Source organism: Paenibacillus tritici, assembly GCF_018207515.1.
Lineage (GTDB): Bacteria > Bacillota > Bacilli > Paenibacillales > Paenibacillaceae > Paenibacillus_AQ > Paenibacillus_AQ tritici.
Map to the genome: position 1 here is coordinate 5,502,647 of NZ_CP073365.1, position 21,044 is coordinate 5,523,690.

Annotated in this window: 17 protein-coding genes; 14 read left to right on the forward strand and 3 right to left on the reverse strand. The window is 40.6% G+C overall.

The window, feature by feature from the left end; translation table 11 throughout:
* Positions 1-10 precede the first annotated feature (10 nt).
* Positions 11-6,583 carry an N-6 DNA methylase gene (locus tag KDC22_RS23605; protein WP_425516966.1) on the forward strand — a complete coding sequence of 2,191 codons (6,573 nt, stop codon included), beginning with the start codon at positions 11-13 and terminating at the stop codon, positions 6,581-6,583.
* A 67-nt stretch (positions 6,584-6,650) separates the two neighbouring features.
* On the opposite strand, the gene KDC22_RS23610 is transcribed toward KDC22_RS23605, so the two are convergent.
* On the reverse strand, positions 6,651-7,289 hold the full coding sequence (locus tag KDC22_RS23610; RefSeq protein ID WP_211720543.1) for a hypothetical protein: 639 nt from the start codon (positions 7,287-7,289) through the stop codon (positions 6,651-6,653).
* 83 nt (positions 7,290-7,372) lie between these two features.
* Positions 7,373-7,891 carry a hypothetical protein gene (locus tag KDC22_RS23615; RefSeq protein ID WP_211720544.1) on the reverse strand — a complete coding sequence of 173 codons (519 nt, stop codon included), beginning with the start codon at positions 7,889-7,891 and terminating at the stop codon, positions 7,373-7,375.
* Between the two features lie 292 nt (positions 7,892-8,183).
* On the opposite strand from KDC22_RS23615, the gene KDC22_RS23620 reads away from it, so the two are divergent.
* From KDC22_RS23620 to KDC22_RS23630, 3 genes are read left to right on the forward strand one after another with little or no spacing between them, the layout of a single operon-like run.
* Complete coding sequence (locus KDC22_RS23620; RefSeq protein WP_211720545.1) at positions 8,184-9,320, forward strand: ABC-three component system protein; 1,137 nt, start codon at positions 8,184-8,186, stop codon at positions 9,318-9,320.
* Entirely contained in the window at positions 9,317-9,814 is a 498-nt protein-coding gene (locus KDC22_RS23625) for a three component ABC system middle component (RefSeq protein WP_211720546.1), read from the forward strand. Before KDC22_RS23620 ends, KDC22_RS23625 begins: the two co-directional genes overlap by 4 nt.
* Before the next feature lie 9 nt (positions 9,815-9,823).
* Complete coding sequence (locus KDC22_RS23630; protein ID WP_211720547.1) at positions 9,824-11,773, forward strand: DUF3732 domain-containing protein; 1,950 nt, start codon at positions 9,824-9,826, stop codon at positions 11,771-11,773.
* A 78-nt stretch (positions 11,774-11,851) separates the two neighbouring features.
* On the opposite strand, the gene KDC22_RS23635 is transcribed toward KDC22_RS23630, so the two are convergent.
* The gene (locus KDC22_RS23635) at positions 11,852-12,628 is read right to left on the reverse strand and encodes a hypothetical protein (protein WP_211720548.1); all 777 of its coding nucleotides are present in this window, start codon (positions 12,626-12,628) and stop codon (positions 11,852-11,854) included.
* A gap of 332 nt (positions 12,629-12,960) precedes the next feature.
* Here KDC22_RS23635 and KDC22_RS23640 point away from each other — a divergent pair, with 332 nt between their 5' ends.
* From KDC22_RS23640 to KDC22_RS23685, 10 genes are all read left to right on the forward strand, one after another.
* Positions 12,961-13,950, forward strand: a complete 990-nt coding sequence (locus tag KDC22_RS23640; protein ID WP_211720549.1) for a DUF3991 domain-containing protein — start codon at positions 12,961-12,963, stop codon at positions 13,948-13,950.
* Positions 13,940-14,632 (forward strand): hypothetical protein, encoded by a 693-nt coding sequence (locus KDC22_RS23645; protein WP_211720550.1) that lies wholly within the window; start codon positions 13,940-13,942, stop codon positions 14,630-14,632. Before KDC22_RS23640 ends, KDC22_RS23645 begins: the two co-directional genes overlap by 11 nt.
* On the forward strand, positions 14,613-15,848 hold the full coding sequence (gene mobP3, locus KDC22_RS23650) for a MobP3 family relaxase (protein WP_211720551.1): 1,236 nt from the start codon (positions 14,613-14,615) through the stop codon (positions 15,846-15,848). Before KDC22_RS23645 ends, mobP3 begins: the two co-directional genes overlap by 20 nt.
* Before the next feature lie 189 nt (positions 15,849-16,037).
* Positions 16,038-16,688 carry a hypothetical protein gene (locus KDC22_RS23655; protein WP_211720552.1) on the forward strand — a complete coding sequence of 217 codons (651 nt, stop codon included), beginning with the start codon at positions 16,038-16,040 and terminating at the stop codon, positions 16,686-16,688.
* Between the two features lie 23 nt (positions 16,689-16,711).
* On the forward strand, positions 16,712-17,419 hold the full coding sequence (locus KDC22_RS23660; RefSeq protein WP_211720553.1) for a hypothetical protein: 708 nt from the start codon (positions 16,712-16,714) through the stop codon (positions 17,417-17,419).
* 33 nt (positions 17,420-17,452) lie between these two features.
* Positions 17,453-18,292 (forward strand): hypothetical protein, encoded by an 840-nt coding sequence (locus KDC22_RS23665; RefSeq protein ID WP_211720554.1) that lies wholly within the window; start codon positions 17,453-17,455, stop codon positions 18,290-18,292.
* Positions 18,289-18,804, forward strand: coding sequence for a hypothetical protein (locus KDC22_RS23670; protein ID WP_211720555.1), 516 nt, complete (start codon positions 18,289-18,291; stop codon positions 18,802-18,804). Before KDC22_RS23665 ends, KDC22_RS23670 begins: the two co-directional genes overlap by 4 nt.
* Complete coding sequence (locus KDC22_RS23675; RefSeq protein WP_246553777.1) at positions 18,761-20,359, forward strand: VirD4-like conjugal transfer protein, CD1115 family; 1,599 nt, start codon at positions 18,761-18,763, stop codon at positions 20,357-20,359. Before KDC22_RS23670 ends, KDC22_RS23675 begins: the two co-directional genes overlap by 44 nt.
* Before the next feature lie 119 nt (positions 20,360-20,478).
* Positions 20,479-20,703 (forward strand): Mbov_0395 family pilin-like conjugal transfer protein, encoded by a 225-nt coding sequence (locus KDC22_RS33555; protein WP_197074276.1) that lies wholly within the window; start codon positions 20,479-20,481, stop codon positions 20,701-20,703.
* Between the two features lie 108 nt (positions 20,704-20,811).
* A complete protein-coding gene (locus tag KDC22_RS23685) occupies positions 20,812-21,000 on the forward strand; it encodes a DUF6133 family protein (protein ID WP_246552918.1) in 189 nt (62 codons plus the stop codon).
* Positions 21,001-21,044: the final 44 nt, after the last annotated feature.

The following is a 21,044-nucleotide window of genomic DNA, read 5'->3' on the forward strand; positions in this document are numbered from 1 at the left end:
GATAACCATCATGGCTCGTATTACAACACTCAGAGCTATCTATCAATTGGCTGTATCACAAATTTCACAGTCACCACAAGATTGGATGGATTATTTAAAATTTGCTTCTGGAATTTATAAATACTCTTTTGATAATGCTCTTCTCATATATATGCAGAATCCAAAGGCATCCATGTTAGCCTCCCTTCCTCTTTGGAACAAACTAGGCCGGTACGTTAATCGAGGAGAAAAAGCCATTGGCGTCAGTAACTTTCAGGAGAATAGGCCTCATATAGACTATTTATTCGATGTCTCTCAGACTCACGGGAGGGTCCCTCCTCAATCCTGGAGTTTACTGGGGTTAGATTTCACTGATCTCGCTAACAGGCTATCCTCCAATGAAACCAATGATCTCGGGTTATGTATCACGCAGATGGTTAAACAGCATTTATTGTCTTTTGATTTATTTCAGGATATAGAGCTGGACATGGTGAATCATCCTTTTGCCACATTCCCATTTTCTGGTGTGCAAGAACAAATGCAGGAACTGATTGTCGCCAGCAGCATCTACTTCATTCATTCTCGGTGCGGGCTTCCAGAGCCAGATTCATCTCAGGTGTTCGATACTATATGCGATTGGAACACTGTACCGCTAATGTCTCGATTGGGCGGGATATTAACTGAGATATCGAAAGAGATTTTGCTCGACATCGGCAGACATATCAAATTAATGGAACTAGAAAGGAAGGTTAGTTATGAACAAAGAGAGCTTGAATCTCAACTACAGTCAGCAGACAAACGGACTGCTCTATCCTCTGATGCAAATATCGAGTCAAGTGGAGACCGAACAGCAGCCTCTAGGCAAATACGGAAGAATGAGCTTAAACTATCTCAGGAATCATCATCCCCATCGATTAATGAGCTTGAAGATGCAGGGCAATCTGATGGAGAAAATGCACCAAATCGACCAGGAAGCGAACGAGAGAATACAACAGCTGACGGACCAGTTACTCCAACTACAACCGCTACCTCAGACCGAAGATACTCTAGAACGGACACGGCACTTGAACCAGATCAAATCAACCGCGGAGGAACTGGCACTGAACGAGATCGTCTTGAGACCCAGATAACTGCAACTTCAAATACATTGTCCTTAGAACCGCAAATTAGCGGTTCTTTTTTATTGCCTGAAAAATCTGAAGATATCATTTTATCGGAACAAGAAATGTTAGAATACTTGCTCCGCAGCGGTATGGGTTCAATGCAAGGAAAACAAGTCATCTATTCTTACGTAGTCGAACACTCAGTTACAAAGGCTCATGACCTCATTCCGATGCTTAAAAATCGATACGGGACTGGTGGAGCCAGAGGCGATTTTGGCAATGGCTTGACCGGATATACTCACTCTGGAAAAGGAATTGAACTACTATGGTCTGACAGTGCAGGTGCCCATGAGGCCCTTATCAACTGGAGAACGATAGCCACTACCCTCCTGCAGCTCATTCAAAATGGAAGCTATGACGATAGCCTATCTGTCTTCCCTCCGCAAGAAGAGGAATGGACATTATTTGATTACGTTCAGCAGGCGGAAGACAATAAGAGTCAGGCCGGTACTCTTGGAGCTCCTATACAACGTGAGCCTATAGAAATTGAATCCGCCGAGAATCAGGAATTCCAAGAAGAGACTGAAAGTACTCTTTCTGTTACTCAAGAACCTCTTGAACACCCTGCTTTCACACCTCAGAACTTCCACTACAATACGGAAGTATCCCTTTATCCTTCCGGAGCTAAAAGCAAATACAAACGAAATATAGAAGCAATCCGTCTTCTGAAACTGCTTGAATCTGAACGTCGTGTTCCCTCGCCTGACGAGCAAAGGATATTAGCTGGTTATGTGGGCTGGGGTGGACTAGCAAATGCCTTTAATGAGAATGCAAAAGATTGGGAGTATGAAGCTGCGGAGTTAAAACATTTGCTGGATGAGAGAGAATATGCTGAAGCACTGAACTCCACGATTACAGCCTATTACACAGAGCCGGAGTTAATTCGTTACATCTATCAAGCACTCGAGCGCTTTGGCCTAAATGACGGAGAACACCGTAAAATCCTTGATCCTGCTATGGGTACCGGAAACTTCTTCTCTGTACTTCCTGACACCTTACAGCAAGCAAAGCTTTTTGGCGTTGAACTGGATGGAATCACCGGTAGGATGGCCAAGCAATTATACCCCTCAGCACAAATCCATGTTCAAGGTTTTGAGACAACCAACTTTACTCCAAGCAGTTTTGATGGTGTTATCGGCAATATCCCTTTCAATAACATCCAAGTCTTCGATCATCGCTTTAAAGAGAGCTACTTGATCCATGATTACTTTTTCATAAAATCAATGGAATTGGTGAAGCCGGGCGGGATCATAGCCTTTATCACCAGTAAAGGTACACTCGATAAACAAGACTCTTCGATCCGAAAAGAGTTAGCAGAACAAGCTGATCTCATTGGTGCTATTCGCTTACCGAATACTGCTTTTAAAGCAGTTGCCGGTACTGAAGTAACTGCCGACATGGTATTCCTGCAGAAACTGGATCAGCCCCGGCAGCTGGAAACTGAACAATTCCCAGATTGGATTTCGGTCTCCCCCACATCCGATGGCATTCCAATCAATACTTATTTTGTTCATCATCCCGAAATGGTGCTCGGAGATATGAACTGGGATCGTAGTATGTATGGTTCAGAACGAACTACTGCTTGCTTTCCAAAACCTGCCCAGAATCTATATGCCGACTTAAGCGTTGCCCTTCATTCTTTAAAATCTCAATTTTCAGCATTACCCGATGATATTCAAATTGAGGACTTAGAGGATGGACAGGAACAAGCGCAACCAGCCGATGCAGGAACCAAGAATTTCACTTACCTGATCAAGGATAATCAGATCTATTTCTGCGAGAATGAATATTTGCTTTTCCAAGACATCAAGGGCAAAAAGGCAGAACGCATTAAAGGATTATGCGACATTCGAGATGCCCTCAAAACAGTGATTGACATTCAGTCCCGAGAATATGGTTATGACATCTCTGAACTCCAACAGGGACAGCAGCGACTAAATGAGGTCTACGATCAATTTGTCAAAAGACACGGGCCCATTAATGATCGAGCTAATACTGCCGCTTTTTCAGATGATGATCAGCTCCCACTACTACGCTCCATTGAGGATATGACACCCGAGAAGAATTGGGTAAAAGCTCAAGTGTTCACTAAACCCACGATTCGTCCGAACCGCATGCCGGTACATCCTGATTCAGCTTTACAAGCTCTTCAAATCTGCCTGAATCAGAAGCTCAAAGTAGATCTATCCTATATGTCGAGACTATATGGCAAATCAACAGAAGAGATCTTAGATGAACTCGGAGACCGGCTGTTCCTTAATCCCCAGAAATATGTTGGTAATCAAGACGAAGGCTGGGAACTGGATGAAGAATACTTATCCGGAAATGTAAAAGACAAATTAGCCTATGCCAAGCTGAAAACATCGGAATATCCCGAGGTGTTTGAGCGTAATGTAACCGCCCTGAGTGCTGTGCAACCTGCTCCACTATTACCGGGTGATATTGATTTCCGGATTGGCAGTCCGTGGATTCCAATCAAGTATTACCGTGATTTCATGTATGAGACATTTGGAACGGCGGGATATCATCAATCTGCTGGAAATATCAATGTTGAGTACATGGAATATGCGAACTCCTGGCGCGTCTCCGGCAAATCATTGGAACGGGAATCAATAAAAGTAAACCGCACTCTTGGTACATCACGGGTAAATGCATACGACATTTATGAAGGCAGTTTGAACCTGCAGAGTATTACTGTTCGTGATCCGGTAACCTACTTCGACCAGAATGGAAATGAACAAATCAAATATGTGGTGAACGCCAAGGAAACAATGATTGCCCGTGCCAAGCAGCAGCAAATCAAAGAGGCCTTTTCATCTTGGCTATTCAAGGACAAAGACCGGGCAGATATATTGCTGGGTATCTATAATGAGAAGTTTAATACTCTCCGTCCACGTACTTATGATGGCAGCCATCTTGTGTTTCAGGGTATGAGTGAAGAAGTGGAGCTCCGGCAACACCAGCAAGACGTTGCAGCAAGAATTATATACTCAGGGACCGCCCTTATGGCTCATGAGGTGGGAGCCGGTAAGACCGCTGCTATGATTGCTTCAGGCATGTATTTAAAGCAGCTCGGAGCCATTCAAAAGCCACTTTATTGTGTTCCCAACCACTTAACTGAACAATGGGCCAATGAGTTTATGCGCTTCTTCCCTGCTGCCAACATCCTGGTAACCACAAAAAAGGATTTCAGTATGCAGAACCGAAATCGCTTTGTCTCTAAAATCGCCATGGGTGATTACGACGCAATTATCATCGGCCACAGCCAATTCGAAAAGATCCCTATATCTCATGAACGTCAGGAACAATTACTGCAAAATGAAATCAATGGAGTTACCCAGATGATTGATCAGGTCAAAAGGGAAAAGGGTGGCAACTGGACGATTAAACAGATGGTCATTTTTCAAAATCAGCTAAAGCATCGATTGGAGCGTTTAGTCAATGAGGATAAAAAAGACAACTTGCTTTACTTTGAACAGCTTGGGGTTGATATGTTATTTGTCGATGAAGCGCATGCCTACAAAAACTGTTTTACGTTTACCAAAATGCGCAATGTCGCTGGTATAGGTAAAACAAGTAGTCAGCGTGCCATGGATATGCTCTTAAAATGCCAATATATCCAGGAGATGAATCAAGGCAGAGGTGTGGTGTTCGCAACGGGGACACCGATCAGCAACAGCATGTCTGAGATGTACGTAATGCAGCGTTATTTGCAGCCAATGGTTTTAAAGCGACTTGGATTGGACTTTTTCGATAATTGGGCTGCCACCTTTGGAGAAGTTGTCTCATCACTTGAAATGACGCCTGAAGGCAGTGGGTATCGTATGAAGTCCCGGTTTGCTAAATTTCATAATCTCCCAGAACTAATGAACATATTTCGCACCGTTGCTGATATTCAAACTGCCGAAATGCTCAAGCTGCCGGTTCCCGAATTGAAAGATGGGAAGCCGGAGATTGTCGTCACTGAATGCTCTCCCTTCCAAAAAATGATGATGGACAGCTTTGTCGAACGTGCTGAGAAAATCCGTAACAATGATGTGCTGGCTACCGAAGACAATATGCTGAAATTAACGAATGAAGCCAAGCTTATGTCCATTGATCCCCGTCTGATGAACCCTGAAGCTCCGGTTGAATCTGATTCCAAGTTAAGTCGATGTATCAGTAACGTTTTTAATATTTGGGAACAATCCAGACCTGATCGACTTACTCAAGTCATTTTCTCTGATAGTGGCACACCCAAGCCAGGATACTTCAATGTCTACGATGAAACAAAAACACAACTAATCAATAAAGGAATTCCTGAACAAGAGATTGCATTTATCCACGATGCTAAAACAGATATACAACGAGAGGATTTATTTGAACAGGTTCGCCGCGGTGAAGTACGTATCTTGCTCGGATCAACACAAAAGATGGGAACTGGTACGAATGTTCAGGATCGACTTATTGCAGCACATCACCTTGACTGCCCCTGGCGTCCGGCGGATATTACTCAACGTGATGGACGTATCCTTAGACAAGGTAATAAAAACAATATGATTCAGATCTTTCGCTATGTAACTAAGGGTACTTTTGATAGCTACTTATGGCAGATTCAAGAGCAGAAGCTCCGATACATTTCACAAGTAATGACTGGCAAAAGCATATCCCGTTCCTGTCAGGACGCTGATGAAACGGTTTTGTCGGCTGCCGAGGTAAAGGCTATCGCTACAGCTAATCCCCTTCTCGCAGAAAAGATGCAGGTAGATAATGAGGTGATAAGGCTGAAGTTGCTCAAGGCCAATTGGAACAATGAGCGTCTAATAATGGAAAGACAGATTTCACAGCAATATCCGCGGGAAATACAAGCTTGTGAACAACGTATTGCTCATCTGCAAACTGATGTTGAATTGGCTGAACAAACACGAGGCGATGAATTTTCCATTGAGCTTGAAGGGAAGATCTATAATGAGAAATCAAAGGCTGGAGAGTTGCTACTCCTTCTTTCGAACGTGAGTGAAATTAACATTGGAGAAGTAAAATACGTAGGGCGCTATCGTGGATTTGAGCTTTATTTAGGTTACTCTGCTTTTAATACTAACTATATCCAGGTGAAAGGGACTGAAGCATATTCTGTTGATTTAGGGGAATCGGCGATTGGAAGTATTACTCGGATAGAGAATGTGATTGAAAAAATTCCAACCAACCTCCACTCAACTAAGCAGAGGTTGCAAGATATTCAAATTCAGCTTGCAGAAGCCAAGAATGAAGTTGAAAAACCATTTGAATACGAGCTATTCATACAAGAAATATCAACTCGACAACTAGAAATAAATTATCTTTTAGAGTTTGCTGATTTGCAGAATCACGAAATAATTATGGATCATCGAGAGGAGGGAAAAGCAGGAGAGCAATTCAAGGAATTAACGGAAATTACTGACGATATTGAAAGGGATTCATAAACCATTCTAATTAAATAAGGACTTATCAATATCAGAATGGCCAGACAAGTTGTTAAAGGAAGGGGCATCAATAATAAATTGCAAAGTGGAATTTGTCCTCTGGCTTCCCTAAGAACATACAAGTTACCTCTTCTTGAAATCCTTTAATAGCTATAAATTTTTCTATATACGCCTGCTCATATTTATAAAAAATATCTTTTGTTTTATCACTCTCAGCTTTATGAGTTAGGAATGGAAATAATCTTAGCTTTTCTTGATTTATTATAGGATACATTCCTGCTCCCTCTCCAAGTTGCATTAACTGACTAAATCTTTCAACTGCATTAAACCAACCAAGAATAAAAGCTCTTTTCCCTTTTAATCCAGTCGTAATTTCGTTAGTTAACCACATAAAATCTTTTTGAAATGCCTCTTTCCAAACAAGCTTTGCTGCCCTACTTTTTATTAATGGGTTACTTGTAAAATTCCTTAGGTATTTTACTTCAATTATAAAATCTTTTTTTGGAACAATAATATCACGTGAATTTCTTTGCATATTAAAACTTGCCATCTGTCTAAAAGGATATCCCAACCTGACTACAAGATCTGCTTCACAAAAGTTTAAATCTGCGAAAGTTTTCATTTCTTCAATCGACTTATTTTCAAACTTCTCATTAAACTCATCAATTATAAAAAGACAATTAGAAATAAGGTATTTATCAATCATTTAATAATATTTCTCCTCACATAATAATATCGTTAAAACATTTAGCAAACACATTATATTCTAAAGATGAAAATAGTAATCCTTTAGCTCTTATAATCCCTTAGCGCTAATTGATTCAAGACATATTCACCATAACTTTGCTCTTCATCGTTAAGACAAAACATAAACGCTTCTAGGAAATCGACATCTGTATTTGTAAATCCTTCATAAAAATACCTCCATGTTACAAACGTGTCCTTATGTAGTACAAGTGAATTTTCAAACTCTTGTTCTGTAAATTGCTCAGGAGCGTTTAATATTTCAGACTTTAAGTTGTATGTCTGAATTGTTCGATAAGTGATATCTTTACGAGTGGTTTCATTAATTTGATAAAACAATTTTTTCAAGTCATGTCCTTTAGGTATTTTTCCACATTCACTTCTTCTAATGTTTTTCAAAGCAAGCTCACATGAAAATGCTGCTGTTGTTATTGCAGGAACGAAATATGCTGAGTATGAATCATTATAAAAATTGCTGACCTCTATATGCTTAGCAATCAAACATTTATAAGATAAATAATAAGCTTTTGCAGTTGCCTCGACTATATCACTAATCTCTTTCATATGGATCCTCTCTCTTCCTATCCCAATTTAATAATTCAACATACTTGAGCAAGCTTATTCTGTTTAAATTATTGGCTTCATAGTAAAAACATCTCGAAATCCATTGAATTCAATTAAGTAGCAGAATCGTGCAAAGCATCATCATTGACGAGTATGTCATATGTACTACCCTACCTTAGCCCTATGTAGTATAGTTAAATATAGAAATTATTCCATATTAGCTCACATCTACCCTTTTTGAACTTTTGTTCATCAGCGGAAGAGAGACATAGGCGCTAAAGAGGAGAAGTTTATGACTACTAATGATAATACTTTAAAAACGCTCGGTTTTATCTATCAAGCGTATATTGGATTGATAAAGTGCTTAGAAATGAATGATGACGAAAAGGTTATTATTGAACATTTAGGAGACGTTACGTTAGTCTCTAAATCGAATGACTCTCAACAGATTGAGGTAAAACATCATTTCGAGGAGACAATTCTTTCTGATCGTAGTCATGAAATCTGGAATAGTGTTTGGAACTGGTACAACAATTTCGATAATTACCATGATATACAAGAAATGATTTTATTTACAACGGCAAAATTATCTCAAAAATCAATCTTTAGAAATTGGGAAAGCATGGATATCGAAACTAGGTATCAAGTTTTTAAAAGCATTGGAAATGTACACAAACAGAAAGAAGCTGATTTCAGAAAAATATACAATAAGATTTTCTCATCTCAACATACTGCTGATAATTTAAAGAGTGTTCTGGGAAAATTCAAAATTTTGTCGGAACAACAAACTATCACAACTATTATAAATCAACATTATAAATCCACCTTCAAATTCTTGGGTGATAAGAAAAAAATGGAGGAATTTGTATCTTCCCTAATTGGTATGTTACTAAGCTTGCCTATCCAACAAAACAAATGGGAGATAACTTCCGCTAATTTCAATTTAGTCTTTAAGGATTATGCAAAAAGATTTGTCGATCCTACAGAATATCCCCTTCAACTTACTTTTGAAGATTATGAACCCACACCTACAGAACATCAGCTCTTGAGCAAAAAGTGTTTCGTTTCAGAAATTCACAGGATTGATCTCTCTGATGAAATTACAGACGCAATAAACGATTATTGTAGAGCAAATAAAACGATCATTAATTATTTTGAAAATAATATTTTCAAAGCAAAAGAATTAAAAGATTATCGAAAGCAATTAGGAAAGACCCTCTCAACAAACAAAAAAATTATCAGGTTAGATTGTAAAGATGATAAAAAAAGCATTTTACCTCAATCACAAAAGCTCTATCTCCAATCAATGGTGATGGAAGCGCGAACTATTAACGGTATAAGTAATAATCGAGACTTTTTTCAAAGAGGTGTTATTCATAGTATTGTCGATGATGGTGAGATAACTTGGCATGTAGGAGATCTTAAATGAATATACAACATATTGAAACATTAATGTACAATCCCTTTTTCCTGAGTAAAATTATTCAATGTTATTTAACCGGCTATAACAAGGAATCTGACCTTAAGCCCATATTCTATGTCCTTCCTATTGTTATGTATAAAGATTCTAGAGATAGGTTGAACAGTGCCAGATCAGATAGTTCACTTTACTCTATTTTCTCCAAAGAAGTTCCATTTAAAGACTATAACAATTCCAAGCTAAATTCAAAATTCAGCTTAAGTCAAGTAGCCGAGCTCTTTGATGATTATATTGAGCCTACAAAAATGGCAATAATAATTCTTGAAAACAATAAAAAAATAAAATTTAGTAAGAAAATCAAATTAACAGAACGGCTCGAATATAATAAAACTCATCCACTTATAAGAGATTACTTTAAAAGTGCATACTATTTAGGTCATATTTTACGTAATATCGATATAAATGAATTCGAAAAGTTTTTAGAGATGAAAATGGAAGCATAGGTGAATTATATGCAGAGTAGAATTGAGAGCATCATATTATTAAATGACAAAGATGAAAAACGATTTGTTGATTTTAACGATGGAGTTAATATAATCACAGGAGAATCCAAAACAGGGAAAAGTGCATTAGTAGAAATAATTGACTACTGTCTTTGTAGTTCACGTTCAACCATTCCTAAAGGAAAAATCACTGATTTTGCTACACTTTTTTCATTAATTTTAATTATTGACAACGAAAGATATATAATCGCTAGAAAGTCTACTTATTTAGAGAAAAAGAAAATGTTATTTTTATCTTTACCAGAAGAAATAACGTGTAAGACGATTAGTAGAGCATTCTTTACCGAGGATAAGTTCCATGATTATAAAATCGTGCAAAAACAAATTGAGAGAGTTCTTAATTTAAGAGTTTCCAATGTCACAGAAGATCCTGACGATAGAAAGGAAGCTGCTTCATTAAGACATATGACTTCCTATTTGTTTCAGCATCAGAATTTAATGGCAAGTAAATTTGCACTTTTTTATAGATTTGATGACTATCAAAAGAAAAAAGATGTTATTCAGCAATTCCCTATCTTTGCTGGTATTGTTGGACAGGAGTACTATTCCGTCCTCCTTCAACTCAATTCATACAAAAAAGAACTCAAGAAAATTCAAGCTAATCAAGTAAGTGATGCTGCAATTAAAAATGAGGTTATTAAAAATTTATTACCAAAGGTGAAAAATTACTATGCATTAATAGGTGTAGAATTTATAGATAACTTATCTTTAGAAAAATTAATTGAGTTAGCAAATAATTTACCAACACTTAACGACAATTCCTATACTTCCAACGAGATTGTCGTTCGTTATGAAAAAATCAAACAGGAGATTGAAGAACTAAGGTCGCAGGAACAACTTTTTAAGAGCAGGTTAATTAAGCTTGAATCCGCCTCAGACAACAGCGTCGATTATATCTCCTCATTAGAAAAGCTCAATTATAAATCAGAACTTTCAATACATGAAAAGAAAGACTATAACTGTCCACTATGTGGTTCTGAGTGTACAGATTTACACCAAATTTCTCGCGAAATTGAACAAGCATCTTCATGGTTAACAAATGAAATACATCTTATGAATCAGAATAGCTCTCACTTTGCTGAAGAACATAGAAAAATAACAGACCAAATGAATCAAATCATAAAGGAAATACGAAGACTCTGGGGCCAAATGCGAAGTATAGAAAGAAACTACTTGTCTCAAAGTAATCGCCATGACTTAGAGAAAAAACTTAATTATTGCAGACTTGAGATTCAACTATATCTTGAAACAAAAGAAAAAGGCTTGTTTAACAATCTCGATAAAGAACTAGAAGACATTCAAAATAAAATTAATGAATGCAATTTAAAGCTTGGACAGTTTAACTTGGAGGAAGAAAAAAAAATAGCTTTAAAAAAAATTAATCAAAATATGAACTTGTTAAAGGCCCAACTAGATTTTGAAGAAGAGTTCAAACAATATCAGTTGGTTTTTAACCTTGAAGAATTTGAACTTGCTTTAGTCGGAAAAGATGGTGAAAAGGTCACTTTGAGTGAAATGGGAAGTGGTGCTAACTGGGTTTCATGTCACATCGCACTCTTTCTTAGCCTTTTACGTTACTTCACATCTCAAGGAAGCCGTTCACCAATGCCTTTATTCATGTTTTTCGACCAACCAAGTCAAGTTTATTTTCCACAAGATGCAGCTGAGAAAGCTGATAAAAAAACACAGAAAGAATCAGAAAAAGACAAACTTGCAGTTACTAAGATGTACAAAGTTATGTTTGATGAAATAGAAAAAATCTTCATTGATACCAAAATCAAACCTCAATTAATTGTTGTTGATCATGTGGATTTCACCTCAATACGAGGAGACAAAGAACGTGTAAAATTCTCCAAGTCTACTAGAAGAACTTGGAGAAATGGTAAGGCACTAATATGATTGTTATATCCCGAGGAGTTCCACGTGAAAGTGGACTCCTTTACTTATTATGTTTATCACCTTAATTTATATCACATACTAACTACTTATTTCCTTATCTCGTTGTTCAATAGGGTTAAACCATTCAATTTTACTTTCTACGTCAACGTCGCCTAACTCTGACCTTTCAACTAATCTTAAGTGATATTTTTTTATCGGTTTTTTTCTTATAGGGATAATTTCTCCATTATTTAAATAGCAGGTATTAAATTCAATTGGCGTTTGTTGAATGAATTTTTTAAATATTTCTTTTAATTCTTGTTCACCAGTATAGATTGCTGGAAGAAAATCAATATATGACATTACTTTTAAATTCACTCTCTCATTCTTATCCAACGTACTCTCGACTGCATTTACTGTATGTAGAGCAGAGATTCTGAAAGGACTGGGATAAATATACAATGAATAACGTAAACTATCTTCAAAAACTATACTTAATATTAAATTATTGTCCTCGTCGTTTAATTTCCCTAAAACAATTGATTCAAAAAATTGAAAATGTTCAATCGCTTCAGTTTTAGTTTTATACACTAAGTATATAAAAGGTCTGTTCATTTCATCATCTATATAACCATATCCAATTGAAACATGCTGATTTTTTCTTATCTTTTGAGGAAATGGATTTACATGTACAATATTATACACAAATACAATCTTTTCTATTAAATAACCTATCAATGCAAACATAGAAGCAGCAGCTACATTAATATAAGTAGGAAATGTAAAAAAAGCTATAATAACGGATATTATTACCACTGTTCTGCTAATGTATTTTATTTTGTTCTTGTATCTTCCGTTTATCTGAATTGGAAACATAGTATTACTAATCACTCCTCGTTTTCTCAATATTGACCTAATTAGCTCTATTTCTTAAGCCCACCTGAATTTAATTTCTCGATTTCCCTTAGCCGACAATGAGATCAATAAAATTTATAGATTGTGAGAAAAACATCTTTTCATTAATTTTACAATAACCCCTTGAATATTTCGACTTCTAATTTCTTTAAGACCTTTGTATATAGCTATAAATAAATCCTGAGACATATCTCCCACGCTGGTAGACATTCCTTAGAATCTATAGTTACTCTAATAAAGTCAACAACCCTGTATTTTCTAGTTATTAAATGAAAGGTAGGAAGTGATTAAAGTTGTCTTCTCGTTTCCCCTCCTTCAAATCCAATGTCACCAAAGCCAACAATACCAACCTAATCGATTTCGCTAAATCCCACGGCTACATCCTTGAAAATGGTGGCCGCCGCGCGCTTCACGCGAAGCAAAGTGGCGGTCTTTACTTTTTCAAAGACAACAATAAGTACCATCACTTTTCCACTGATACCCACGGAGGCCCAATTGACTTTGTAATGCAATTCTGGAATATGAATTTCAAAGAAGCTGTAGCTTTTTTACTGGAGAGTGAAATCCCACGCTTCACTCCTCTGCCCCATTCTCCTCAAACAGCCGGCCAGCTCATCCTTCCAGACAAGGCATCCAACTATAGGCGAGTCGCTTGGTATCTCGTACATGTTCGCGGAATTGACTCCGAAATACTGTCCCACCTCATGCACGAAAAAAAGCTTTACCAGCAATCCAAAACCGGAAACTGTGTTTTCGTCGGATACGATCAAGAAGCAGCCCCTAAGTACTGTTCGATGAGGGGTTGCGATCCAAATCGTCCCTTTAAACAGGATCAAATACACTCAGATAAAAGCCACCCTTTTCACATCTCTGGTAGTGACAACAGTACACGAGTCTATGTATGTGAGAGTCCCATCGACGCCATGAGCCATGCCACACTCACCAAGCTGAACGGGCTGGACTGGCGAGCAGATCATCGAATTTCCCTCGGGTGTTTATCAGATAATGCCTTAGAGCGCTTCCTATCCCAACACACTATTCATGAAATCATCTTCTGCTTAGATAATGACTATAACGCCACTTATCGAGATGGCAGCCCGGCTCCCAATTGGGGACAAGAGGCTGCCTTTAAATTTGCCCATAAGTATTATGAGTTAGGATATCGGACCAGTATCCAGACGCCACACAATAAGGATTTCAATGTAGATCTGGTTTCTATGCGTCAGCCCACAACCGAAGAGAAATCACCTATTCATGAGGAGGATTGTGACTATGAGCTATAAGCTTTTTTCTCATTGGATAAGAGGACTGCCGTCCCACCACCAGAGGGCACCGCCCGATGGTGGTGGTGTAAAGGCAGGAATAGCAAAATGTCATTTTGCTAGAAAACAGCGTGGAAGCAGAGCTTCCACCGACATTTTTAGTGATTTCCACCCGGCAAACGAATGTCGCTTAAGAGTACCCCAAAGGGAAGGAGATGCCATGGCACAAGCTGAGAAAACCATACAGATCACCGTCAAGCTCCCAAAGAAACAATATGAAGTATTGAAAAAGTATGCAGCTGCGAAGCATCTCAGTATGGCAGATATCGTACGTGCCTTTATTCAAAAGGGGATGTCTGTAGATGCCTATACCGAAGAGATTGATTTCATCACCACTATTATCCGCCAGGAGATCACCATTGCCATCAATAGTTTGAGTAACCGGTTAGCCGGACTGGCTAGCAAAGACCTCATCATGTCCGCCGCCTCTTATTACTCCACCATTGCTATCATTGCGGATTTAATAGATGTGAATCGTTATACAACTTTCCGGGAGATTGAGAAGAAGGCTCGACAGCTTGCGGTGGAATACATGAAGATGAAGCTCACTGATGTGGAGAAGCTCTTCCTCTTCGGTGATGGTTTTGAGCAGGATGCGGAGCGACTGCGCGGAGGCGATACCGATGTCGGCTCTGATCTATAAGCAACGCTTCTTCCATCCCAATAAGCCCAAAACCGCAGTCAGCAATTACTGTCATATTGGTTATATCGCCACCCGCCCCGGTGCGGTTCGTCATGGTGCGAAGAACCATGGCCTGTTCGGAAAACTAAAGCCCGGTGAACTTCAAGTATTTGATTCCTGGCAAGAAGTGGCGCGAACTGCCCGAGATATTTCACAACAAGGCAAAAACATGTATCGTGGCATTATTTCTTTCCGCAAAGAAACTGCAATGGAACTAGGACTATCAAACTTCACGGCATGGCAGCAGTATATGGAGCAGCACATTGCCACACTTGCAGCTCAAAACCAGATTAAAACAGAGAACCTTTGTTGGGCTGCCGCCCTTCATAACGAAATGGATCATCCCCATCTTCATGTGGTGTTCTGGGACAGGAAACAAGAAATCATGAAGAACTTCACTTCCCCCGAAGTCCCCAACAGCATTCGCAAACAGTTGATTAAAGACACGTTCGCTTATAAAATCAAACAGTTTATTGCCATGCGGGATCAGGCCAAATCCGGAGTGTCCGAGATTACCGATCAATTGGTGTCAGAATTTGAGAACTATCTGAAGCAGTTGAACCCAAGAGCATTTCGAGCATTCCAGCAGCGGTTTGAAGTCGATGATGAAGACTCTCTTCTCCTCTTTCCCAAACACCCCTTGGTGGAGCCCTCTTCTGTAAAGAAGTTGGCTGAACAGCTTTTTCAATTGCGTCAACAAATGCCGAAATCCGGACGACTTGCGTACAAGCTGTTGCCCCCTGAATCAAAAACACCACTAGATAAGTTTGTACAGAACTTGTTGCAAGAGAATCGCTATCTTGCTCAGATGGTAGAAGATTACGTTGAGGCCAAAATGAACCTGGCAATGCTATATGACTCTAATCCAGATCATTTGAACAGGCAGCGTGCTAAATATCAGGCTGAAGCAGAGAAACGTATCGCCAACCGCATCCTCTCCACGGTTCGCACCATCATCCAGCTAGAGAAGGATGCCAGCTTTAATATCAAACAAGCTAATTGGCAGTATGCCATGACAGAGCAATTAGTGCTTGAGCTGCTTAACCTGATGGAAGGCTTGGCGATGAATGCCCAAATGGATTACGACGACAAAAGCAAGCTAATGGGAGGTGACTTATCGAAGCAGGCTAAGAAAGAATGGCTCCTACGGAATAAGGATAAAGGATTCGATAGGTAGTGTGAGTCTCCAACCACATCGAAGGGAATGATCAAATGTTTTTTACCAATGGAAAGCTGCAATCGTTTGAGAAACTGATGCGTCAAACTCCACGGAAACATCGACCACCGTCAGAAGACAAACCGAATCAACAACCTCAAGTAATTCCTTCTCAGGAGAGTCCATCTCAGCTCAAGGAGCAATCGGCCAGTGGAGATCAATAATCGAATGAAAGAGGTGCTGGAAGCAGAGCTCTCCCGTTTAGGTTTGAATATCCAGCGTGAATCGTCCTCCGTTCTCTCCGTTCTTCAAAAGAACGACCCTATCGCATTTATTCATCAGAATGGTGAAATTCATTATCCAGCTAATGCCGAAGCTGCACTTGCTCACCAGATTCCAAGCATTGTCGGAAAGGTCTGGGAGATAGAACGCAGCTATCGTAATGCTACCCAACTTGGAATCTCCAGTTTGAGCAGTTACCGCAGTATGCTGGAATATAACTATCATGTATTAGCAGGCCGTTACGATGGGGACGGTGAGTTTCGCTTTGTTACGTGGGAGATGAATAACGAGCGGACTGGATTTGCCATGGGCCATTATTTTTATCGCAATGAATATGAGAAGGCTAAGGACGATTTTCTAATGCGAAGTGGATTACTCGACAAGGGTAGATTGTTTGAAACCGATCAGCTCAGTTCGCTTTACGCGGCCCTCCTCTATCGTAGCCTTAATGATTCCACACTAGGGTATAACGAAAAACAATCCATTGACCATCTTCTGCAGAAAATTGAGTCGCTGACTCCCCATTCTCTAAATCCCCTTCAATCGCCACTTCAAGCTGAACTGGATCACGAACAGTAGTCTTCTTGAAAGGTGTGCCTCAAATGAAAAGTAAAAGTGAATTTTATAAAAGCTTCTTTGCTGCCCTATCCCAGCAAGGGATTGAGGTTCGGCGTTCCACATCCGCAGACTATTTAGCAGATCTATATCAGAAGGATCAGATCATTGCCTTCTATACACGGATGGACAGCATTGAACGTAATCCTTTTGTTACTGTCCCGGATCGGCTTATGAGCAGCATTTCAGACCTGGCACGGAAAACAGCCCTGCAGCTGGGCGTTTGTACGGAAAAGCCATATACCGATAAGGATGAGAAGATCACAAACGGTGTCTACAAGCTTAGTGAATATGGGGATGTCATTCTTGCTTGCAAACATCATCCTCTATTCGAATATGTATTTTCGACCTACCGTCTTGCGCCAGAGAATGGAATGCCGGTACAACGCCAATATTTTTATGACAGAAATGAGGCGATGGAGAACTTTGCCGTCCGCAGCGGCCTGGTAGATGGTAAGAAACTATTCAGCGAGAATGAGCTTATTCTCATTCATGATGAGATGGTCAAATTCCTCATCAGTCCCAACGACAAGACGATGGAGCAATTTGAACAGGTCCAGATCCTGATCGACCGATTGGAGGAACTACTGCCCGAGCTTAAAGATCGGGAAATCCACCTGAACTACGAACATGAATTTAGTCATGACTTTGACGGTAACTCGGAGACGCTCGAAATTACCGAAGATGCTCGGTAACAACTCATCTTTGTTATAGAAGGAAGTGAGTCCATGCCTCAGCCCGAAAGCTCGATATGGGGTAATATTTTAACCTGCGCGGAAATTGGCCTGCATGTGTACGGCATGATGGCCGAACACAATAGCGGCATTGTTGTGGATGCTGATTATGCCAAAGAAGTACTCAGTGAAGAAGCGTTGCAAGCTGGAGAGTCACAAGGTGATCATATTTATTTCGACGACGCTAAAAGTATCATTCCTGCTTATGAACTACTCAAAAAAGATGCCATTACAGATCCGGAATTTAAAGAATGGTGCGGCTCGCCAGAAAAACTGACCCAGGATGGAGAGTTTTTTGCTCCGGAGTATTTTGGTGGAATGACCCCACCAGCAACTACACCCTGGGGAGACATTATGGAGAGCCAAGAGTTCTACAATGGTATTTCCATGGTGAATCATGACGGAGAGTGGGCACTCGCGGTACATCAAACGATCGCAAAGCATTGTCTGTCGGAGATGGCACAGGAGGTAGCAGCTGGTCAAGAAAACTATCTCTTTTATCCACTCGATGCTTGCTCCATTCCGGTTTATGAATTGTCCGCTTCTCACCCCGCTATGCTGGAACAAATTATCAACGAAGATAGCTTGGTGCACACCTTATGTGAGGATCATCCCGTATATGTAACGATGCATAATCTTCATGTTGAAGAATGGGGCCGTATTTATGATCAGCCGGCACCAAGATCACTCTTTCTACAAATACAGTTAGATCAGGAAGCTCGCTTCCCTGCTACAGAACAATATGATAACTTCCCACAATCCCATCAAGACTCTATCTCCCTGAGAGAACGACCTGATAATTTTTTTGAACCCACAGAGGAGCCGGAGTGGTGAAAACGAAACAAAAGCTGCTGCTTTGCACGCTTTTAATAACCATCGGTTTCATCTTTAATCTCTTCTTCTCTACGGGCCTGCATGGTGCCTTATCCGGTTCAACTTCAACCCTCACTGTCCCCTCCCTAAATGCAAGCCTGGGTAGTCTTATTTCTAGCAGAGTTCACTTTCTGCTTTTTCTTTGTCTTCAAGGATTTACTTTACTCCTGTCCGCTCTCTTTTTCGTCTCCAATAACCGGCCATATCAGAGCAAACTTAAGCAAATCGCCCCCGGGATTGAAACACCTGTAGTGGTGGGACAAAATCAGCATGGTTCCGCACGATGGCTCCTAGAAGAGGAATGGGCTCATGCCTTCGACTGCGAATTGCTCGATTTGAAGAATCCCTATATTCGCCAATTGATTCAATCCGGTTACGACGACCTGCATTTCCGACGAACCGATCTGAAGGAGGACTTTCACCGTGAGGATGCTTCATCCGAAGTCTATTCCGAAAGTGAACACCGCGGTTAACCATCCTCGCCCCACTGCAGCACCACCTCTGATCCAATCGGGTGGTATTGTCCTAGGATTACAACAAGCACGAAACCAGGAGCGTCTTTTCTTTATAGGGGACGATGTTCATTCTCTCTGTATCGGCGCGACACGCAGCGGGAAATCTCGAACAGTGGTCCTTCAATCCATCGGACTCTTGGCATTAGCCAGAGAGTCATTGGTTATCTCTGATCCGAAAGCAGAGCTATTTCATTATAGTAGCGTCCTGCTGGAGAAGCTGGGTTATGAAGTATTTGCTCTCGATTTCCGCCATCCGGAAAAGAGCCACCATTACAATCTGCTTCAGCCTATCATTGACGCGACGCTAGCTGGAGACCAAGAGCAAGCAGAAATGCTCGCTTGGGACATGACGAACGTGCTGGTAGGCAAAGCTCAGGGTGAAAAAATCTGGACCAACGGAGAAATGTCGGTCATCGCCGCCTCGATCCTCAGTGTCGTGTGGGATAACGTCAAGCGCCCGGAGTTCCAAAATATGACCAATGTCTACTGGTTTCTAGCAGAGATGAACAAACAAATCGGCAACAAAACACCGATGCAGGAGTACATTAGGCGGTTGCCTCAGAATCATCCTGCTCGGGCTCTGCTCAGCATCTCCGACATTGCTCCCTCCCGCACCAAAGGTAGTTTCTATACCTCAGCGTTGACCACATTGCGTCTCTTCACCTCCAAATCGATTTATGCCATCACACACAAAAGCGACTTTTCTTTAGCCGACATCGGCAATAAGAAACAGGCGCTTTTTATTATCCTCCCCGATGAGAAGACAACCTTTTATCCTGTGGCTTCGCTTATGGTATCCCAGTTGTACGAACTATTAACTACCGAAGCAGACAAACGTGGAGGACGCTTAAAACAACGGGTCAATTTTATCCTTGATGAGTTTGGTAACTTTACGCCCATTGCCGATTTCACAAATAAGTTGACGGTCGGCGGCGGGCGTGGAATGCGCTTTAACCTATTTCTACAAAGTTTCGAACAATTGAAAGAAAAATACGATGACCATGTAGCCAGTACGATCAAATCCAATTGTCAGACCTGGATATACCTGCAGGCTGACGATCTTGAGACGCTGCGGGAAGTCAGCGAGAAGCTCGGGACATATACAACGTCCAGTTATCAGCTATCTGCATCACATGGCAAATATTCGACGCCCAGCACTTCACACAGCTTAAATCTGCTTGAGCGCAAGTTGTTAACGGTAGACGAGGTGCACCGTGTCTCACGCCCTTATCAGATTGTACTATCTCGTTCCCATCCAGCAATGATGCATTCTCCCGATCTATCCTCTTGGGCATTTAACGCGATGATGGGCCTTGGAGACAAGGAACACAATCGCAAAGTGAGAGAAGAACGAGAAATGCGGCGAATCATACGAACGAATACGAATGAGGAGGTGAAACTTTGGAACATTTGGATCTACTATCAGAAAGATATCACCCGGCAGATGGCCGAACAACGGCAACAAGCAGCCGCTCAAAGCGGATTATTCCCTCCGGGTTCAGACGACGATTAAGGTCCGGCCGCTTCTCTTCGGTTATACGAACTGCAGCAGCCGTACTATTTACGCTTTACTACAATTGGGTTGAATCCTCATCCGTTTATGCTTCCGGCGACATTAAAGGTAGCAAGCTGGTGACTGGGACCGAGAAATTAATTGGTGATGTCACAACTTGGTTGATGATTCTGGCTCCGGTTGTTTCCGGTTTGCTCATTGTTTATTTTAGTATCCGACGCTCAGCTGCGGATGAGATGGACACCAAAAAGTGGAACAACCGTATCATTGTTGCCGTTGTATCCTGCATTGGTGCAGTACTCGGCGCAGCCACCCTTAATATCATTATTGGCTACTACAAGTAAAAAAGAGCTTGTTGACCGCAGCAGGCTCTTTTCTATGCTCACATTGAATTTTGGAGGTTATGAATAATGAAAAAATGGATGAAGGCTGTACCAATAATATTTGCTCACATGGGGAGCAATGCAAAGAGAGTACTTAGCAACCGAAGCGGGGAAGGTTTCGTGGATACGGCTGTAAAGATCCTGATGGCGGTTGTAATTGGTGCACTAGTGCTAGGCGGTCTGTATCTGCTGTTTGAAGGAACCATCCTGCCCACACTTACTCAGCGGATCAAGGAAATGTTCAACTACAAAGGTTAAGCAGCCTTCAGAGGAAGCGGCGGTCACGCCGCTTCTCTTAGAAA

What these genes read in the sequence shown, in the direction of transcription:
- KDC22_RS23675 (WP_246553777.1), top strand. Translation starts at nt 18,761, where the DNA reads ATGCTTCATCCGAAGTCTATTCCGAAAGTGAACACCGCGGTTAACCAT.
- KDC22_RS23665 (WP_211720554.1), top strand. Translation starts at nt 17,453, where the DNA reads ATGCCTCAGCCCGAAAGCTCGATATGGGGTAATATTTTAACCTGCGCG.
- KDC22_RS23605 (WP_425516966.1), top strand. Translation starts at nt 11, where the DNA reads ATGGCTCGTATTACAACACTCAGAGCTATCTATCAATTGGCTGTATCA.
- KDC22_RS23685 (WP_246552918.1), top strand. Translation starts at nt 20,812, where the DNA reads ATGGGGAGCAATGCAAAGAGAGTACTTAGCAACCGAAGCGGGGAAGGT.
- KDC22_RS23620 (WP_211720545.1), top strand. Translation starts at nt 8,184, where the DNA reads ATGACTACTAATGATAATACTTTAAAAACGCTCGGTTTTATCTATCAA.
- KDC22_RS23630 (WP_211720547.1), top strand. Translation starts at nt 9,824, where the DNA reads ATGCAGAGTAGAATTGAGAGCATCATATTATTAAATGACAAAGATGAA.
- KDC22_RS23635 (WP_211720548.1), bottom strand. Translation starts at nt 12,628, where the DNA reads ATGTTTCCAATTCAGATAAACGGAAGATACAAGAACAAAATAAAATAC.
- mobP3 (WP_211720551.1), top strand. Translation starts at nt 14,613, where the DNA reads ATGTCGGCTCTGATCTATAAGCAACGCTTCTTCCATCCCAATAAGCCC.
- KDC22_RS23645 (WP_211720550.1), top strand. Translation starts at nt 13,940, where the DNA reads ATGAGCTATAAGCTTTTTTCTCATTGGATAAGAGGACTGCCGTCCCAC.
- KDC22_RS23625 (WP_211720546.1), top strand. Translation starts at nt 9,317, where the DNA reads ATGAATATACAACATATTGAAACATTAATGTACAATCCCTTTTTCCTG.
- KDC22_RS23660 (WP_211720553.1), top strand. Translation starts at nt 16,712, where the DNA reads ATGAAAAGTAAAAGTGAATTTTATAAAAGCTTCTTTGCTGCCCTATCC.
- KDC22_RS23610 (WP_211720543.1), bottom strand. Translation starts at nt 7,289, where the DNA reads ATGATTGATAAATACCTTATTTCTAATTGTCTTTTTATAATTGATGAG.
- KDC22_RS23615 (WP_211720544.1), bottom strand. Translation starts at nt 7,891, where the DNA reads ATGAAAGAGATTAGTGATATAGTCGAGGCAACTGCAAAAGCTTATTAT.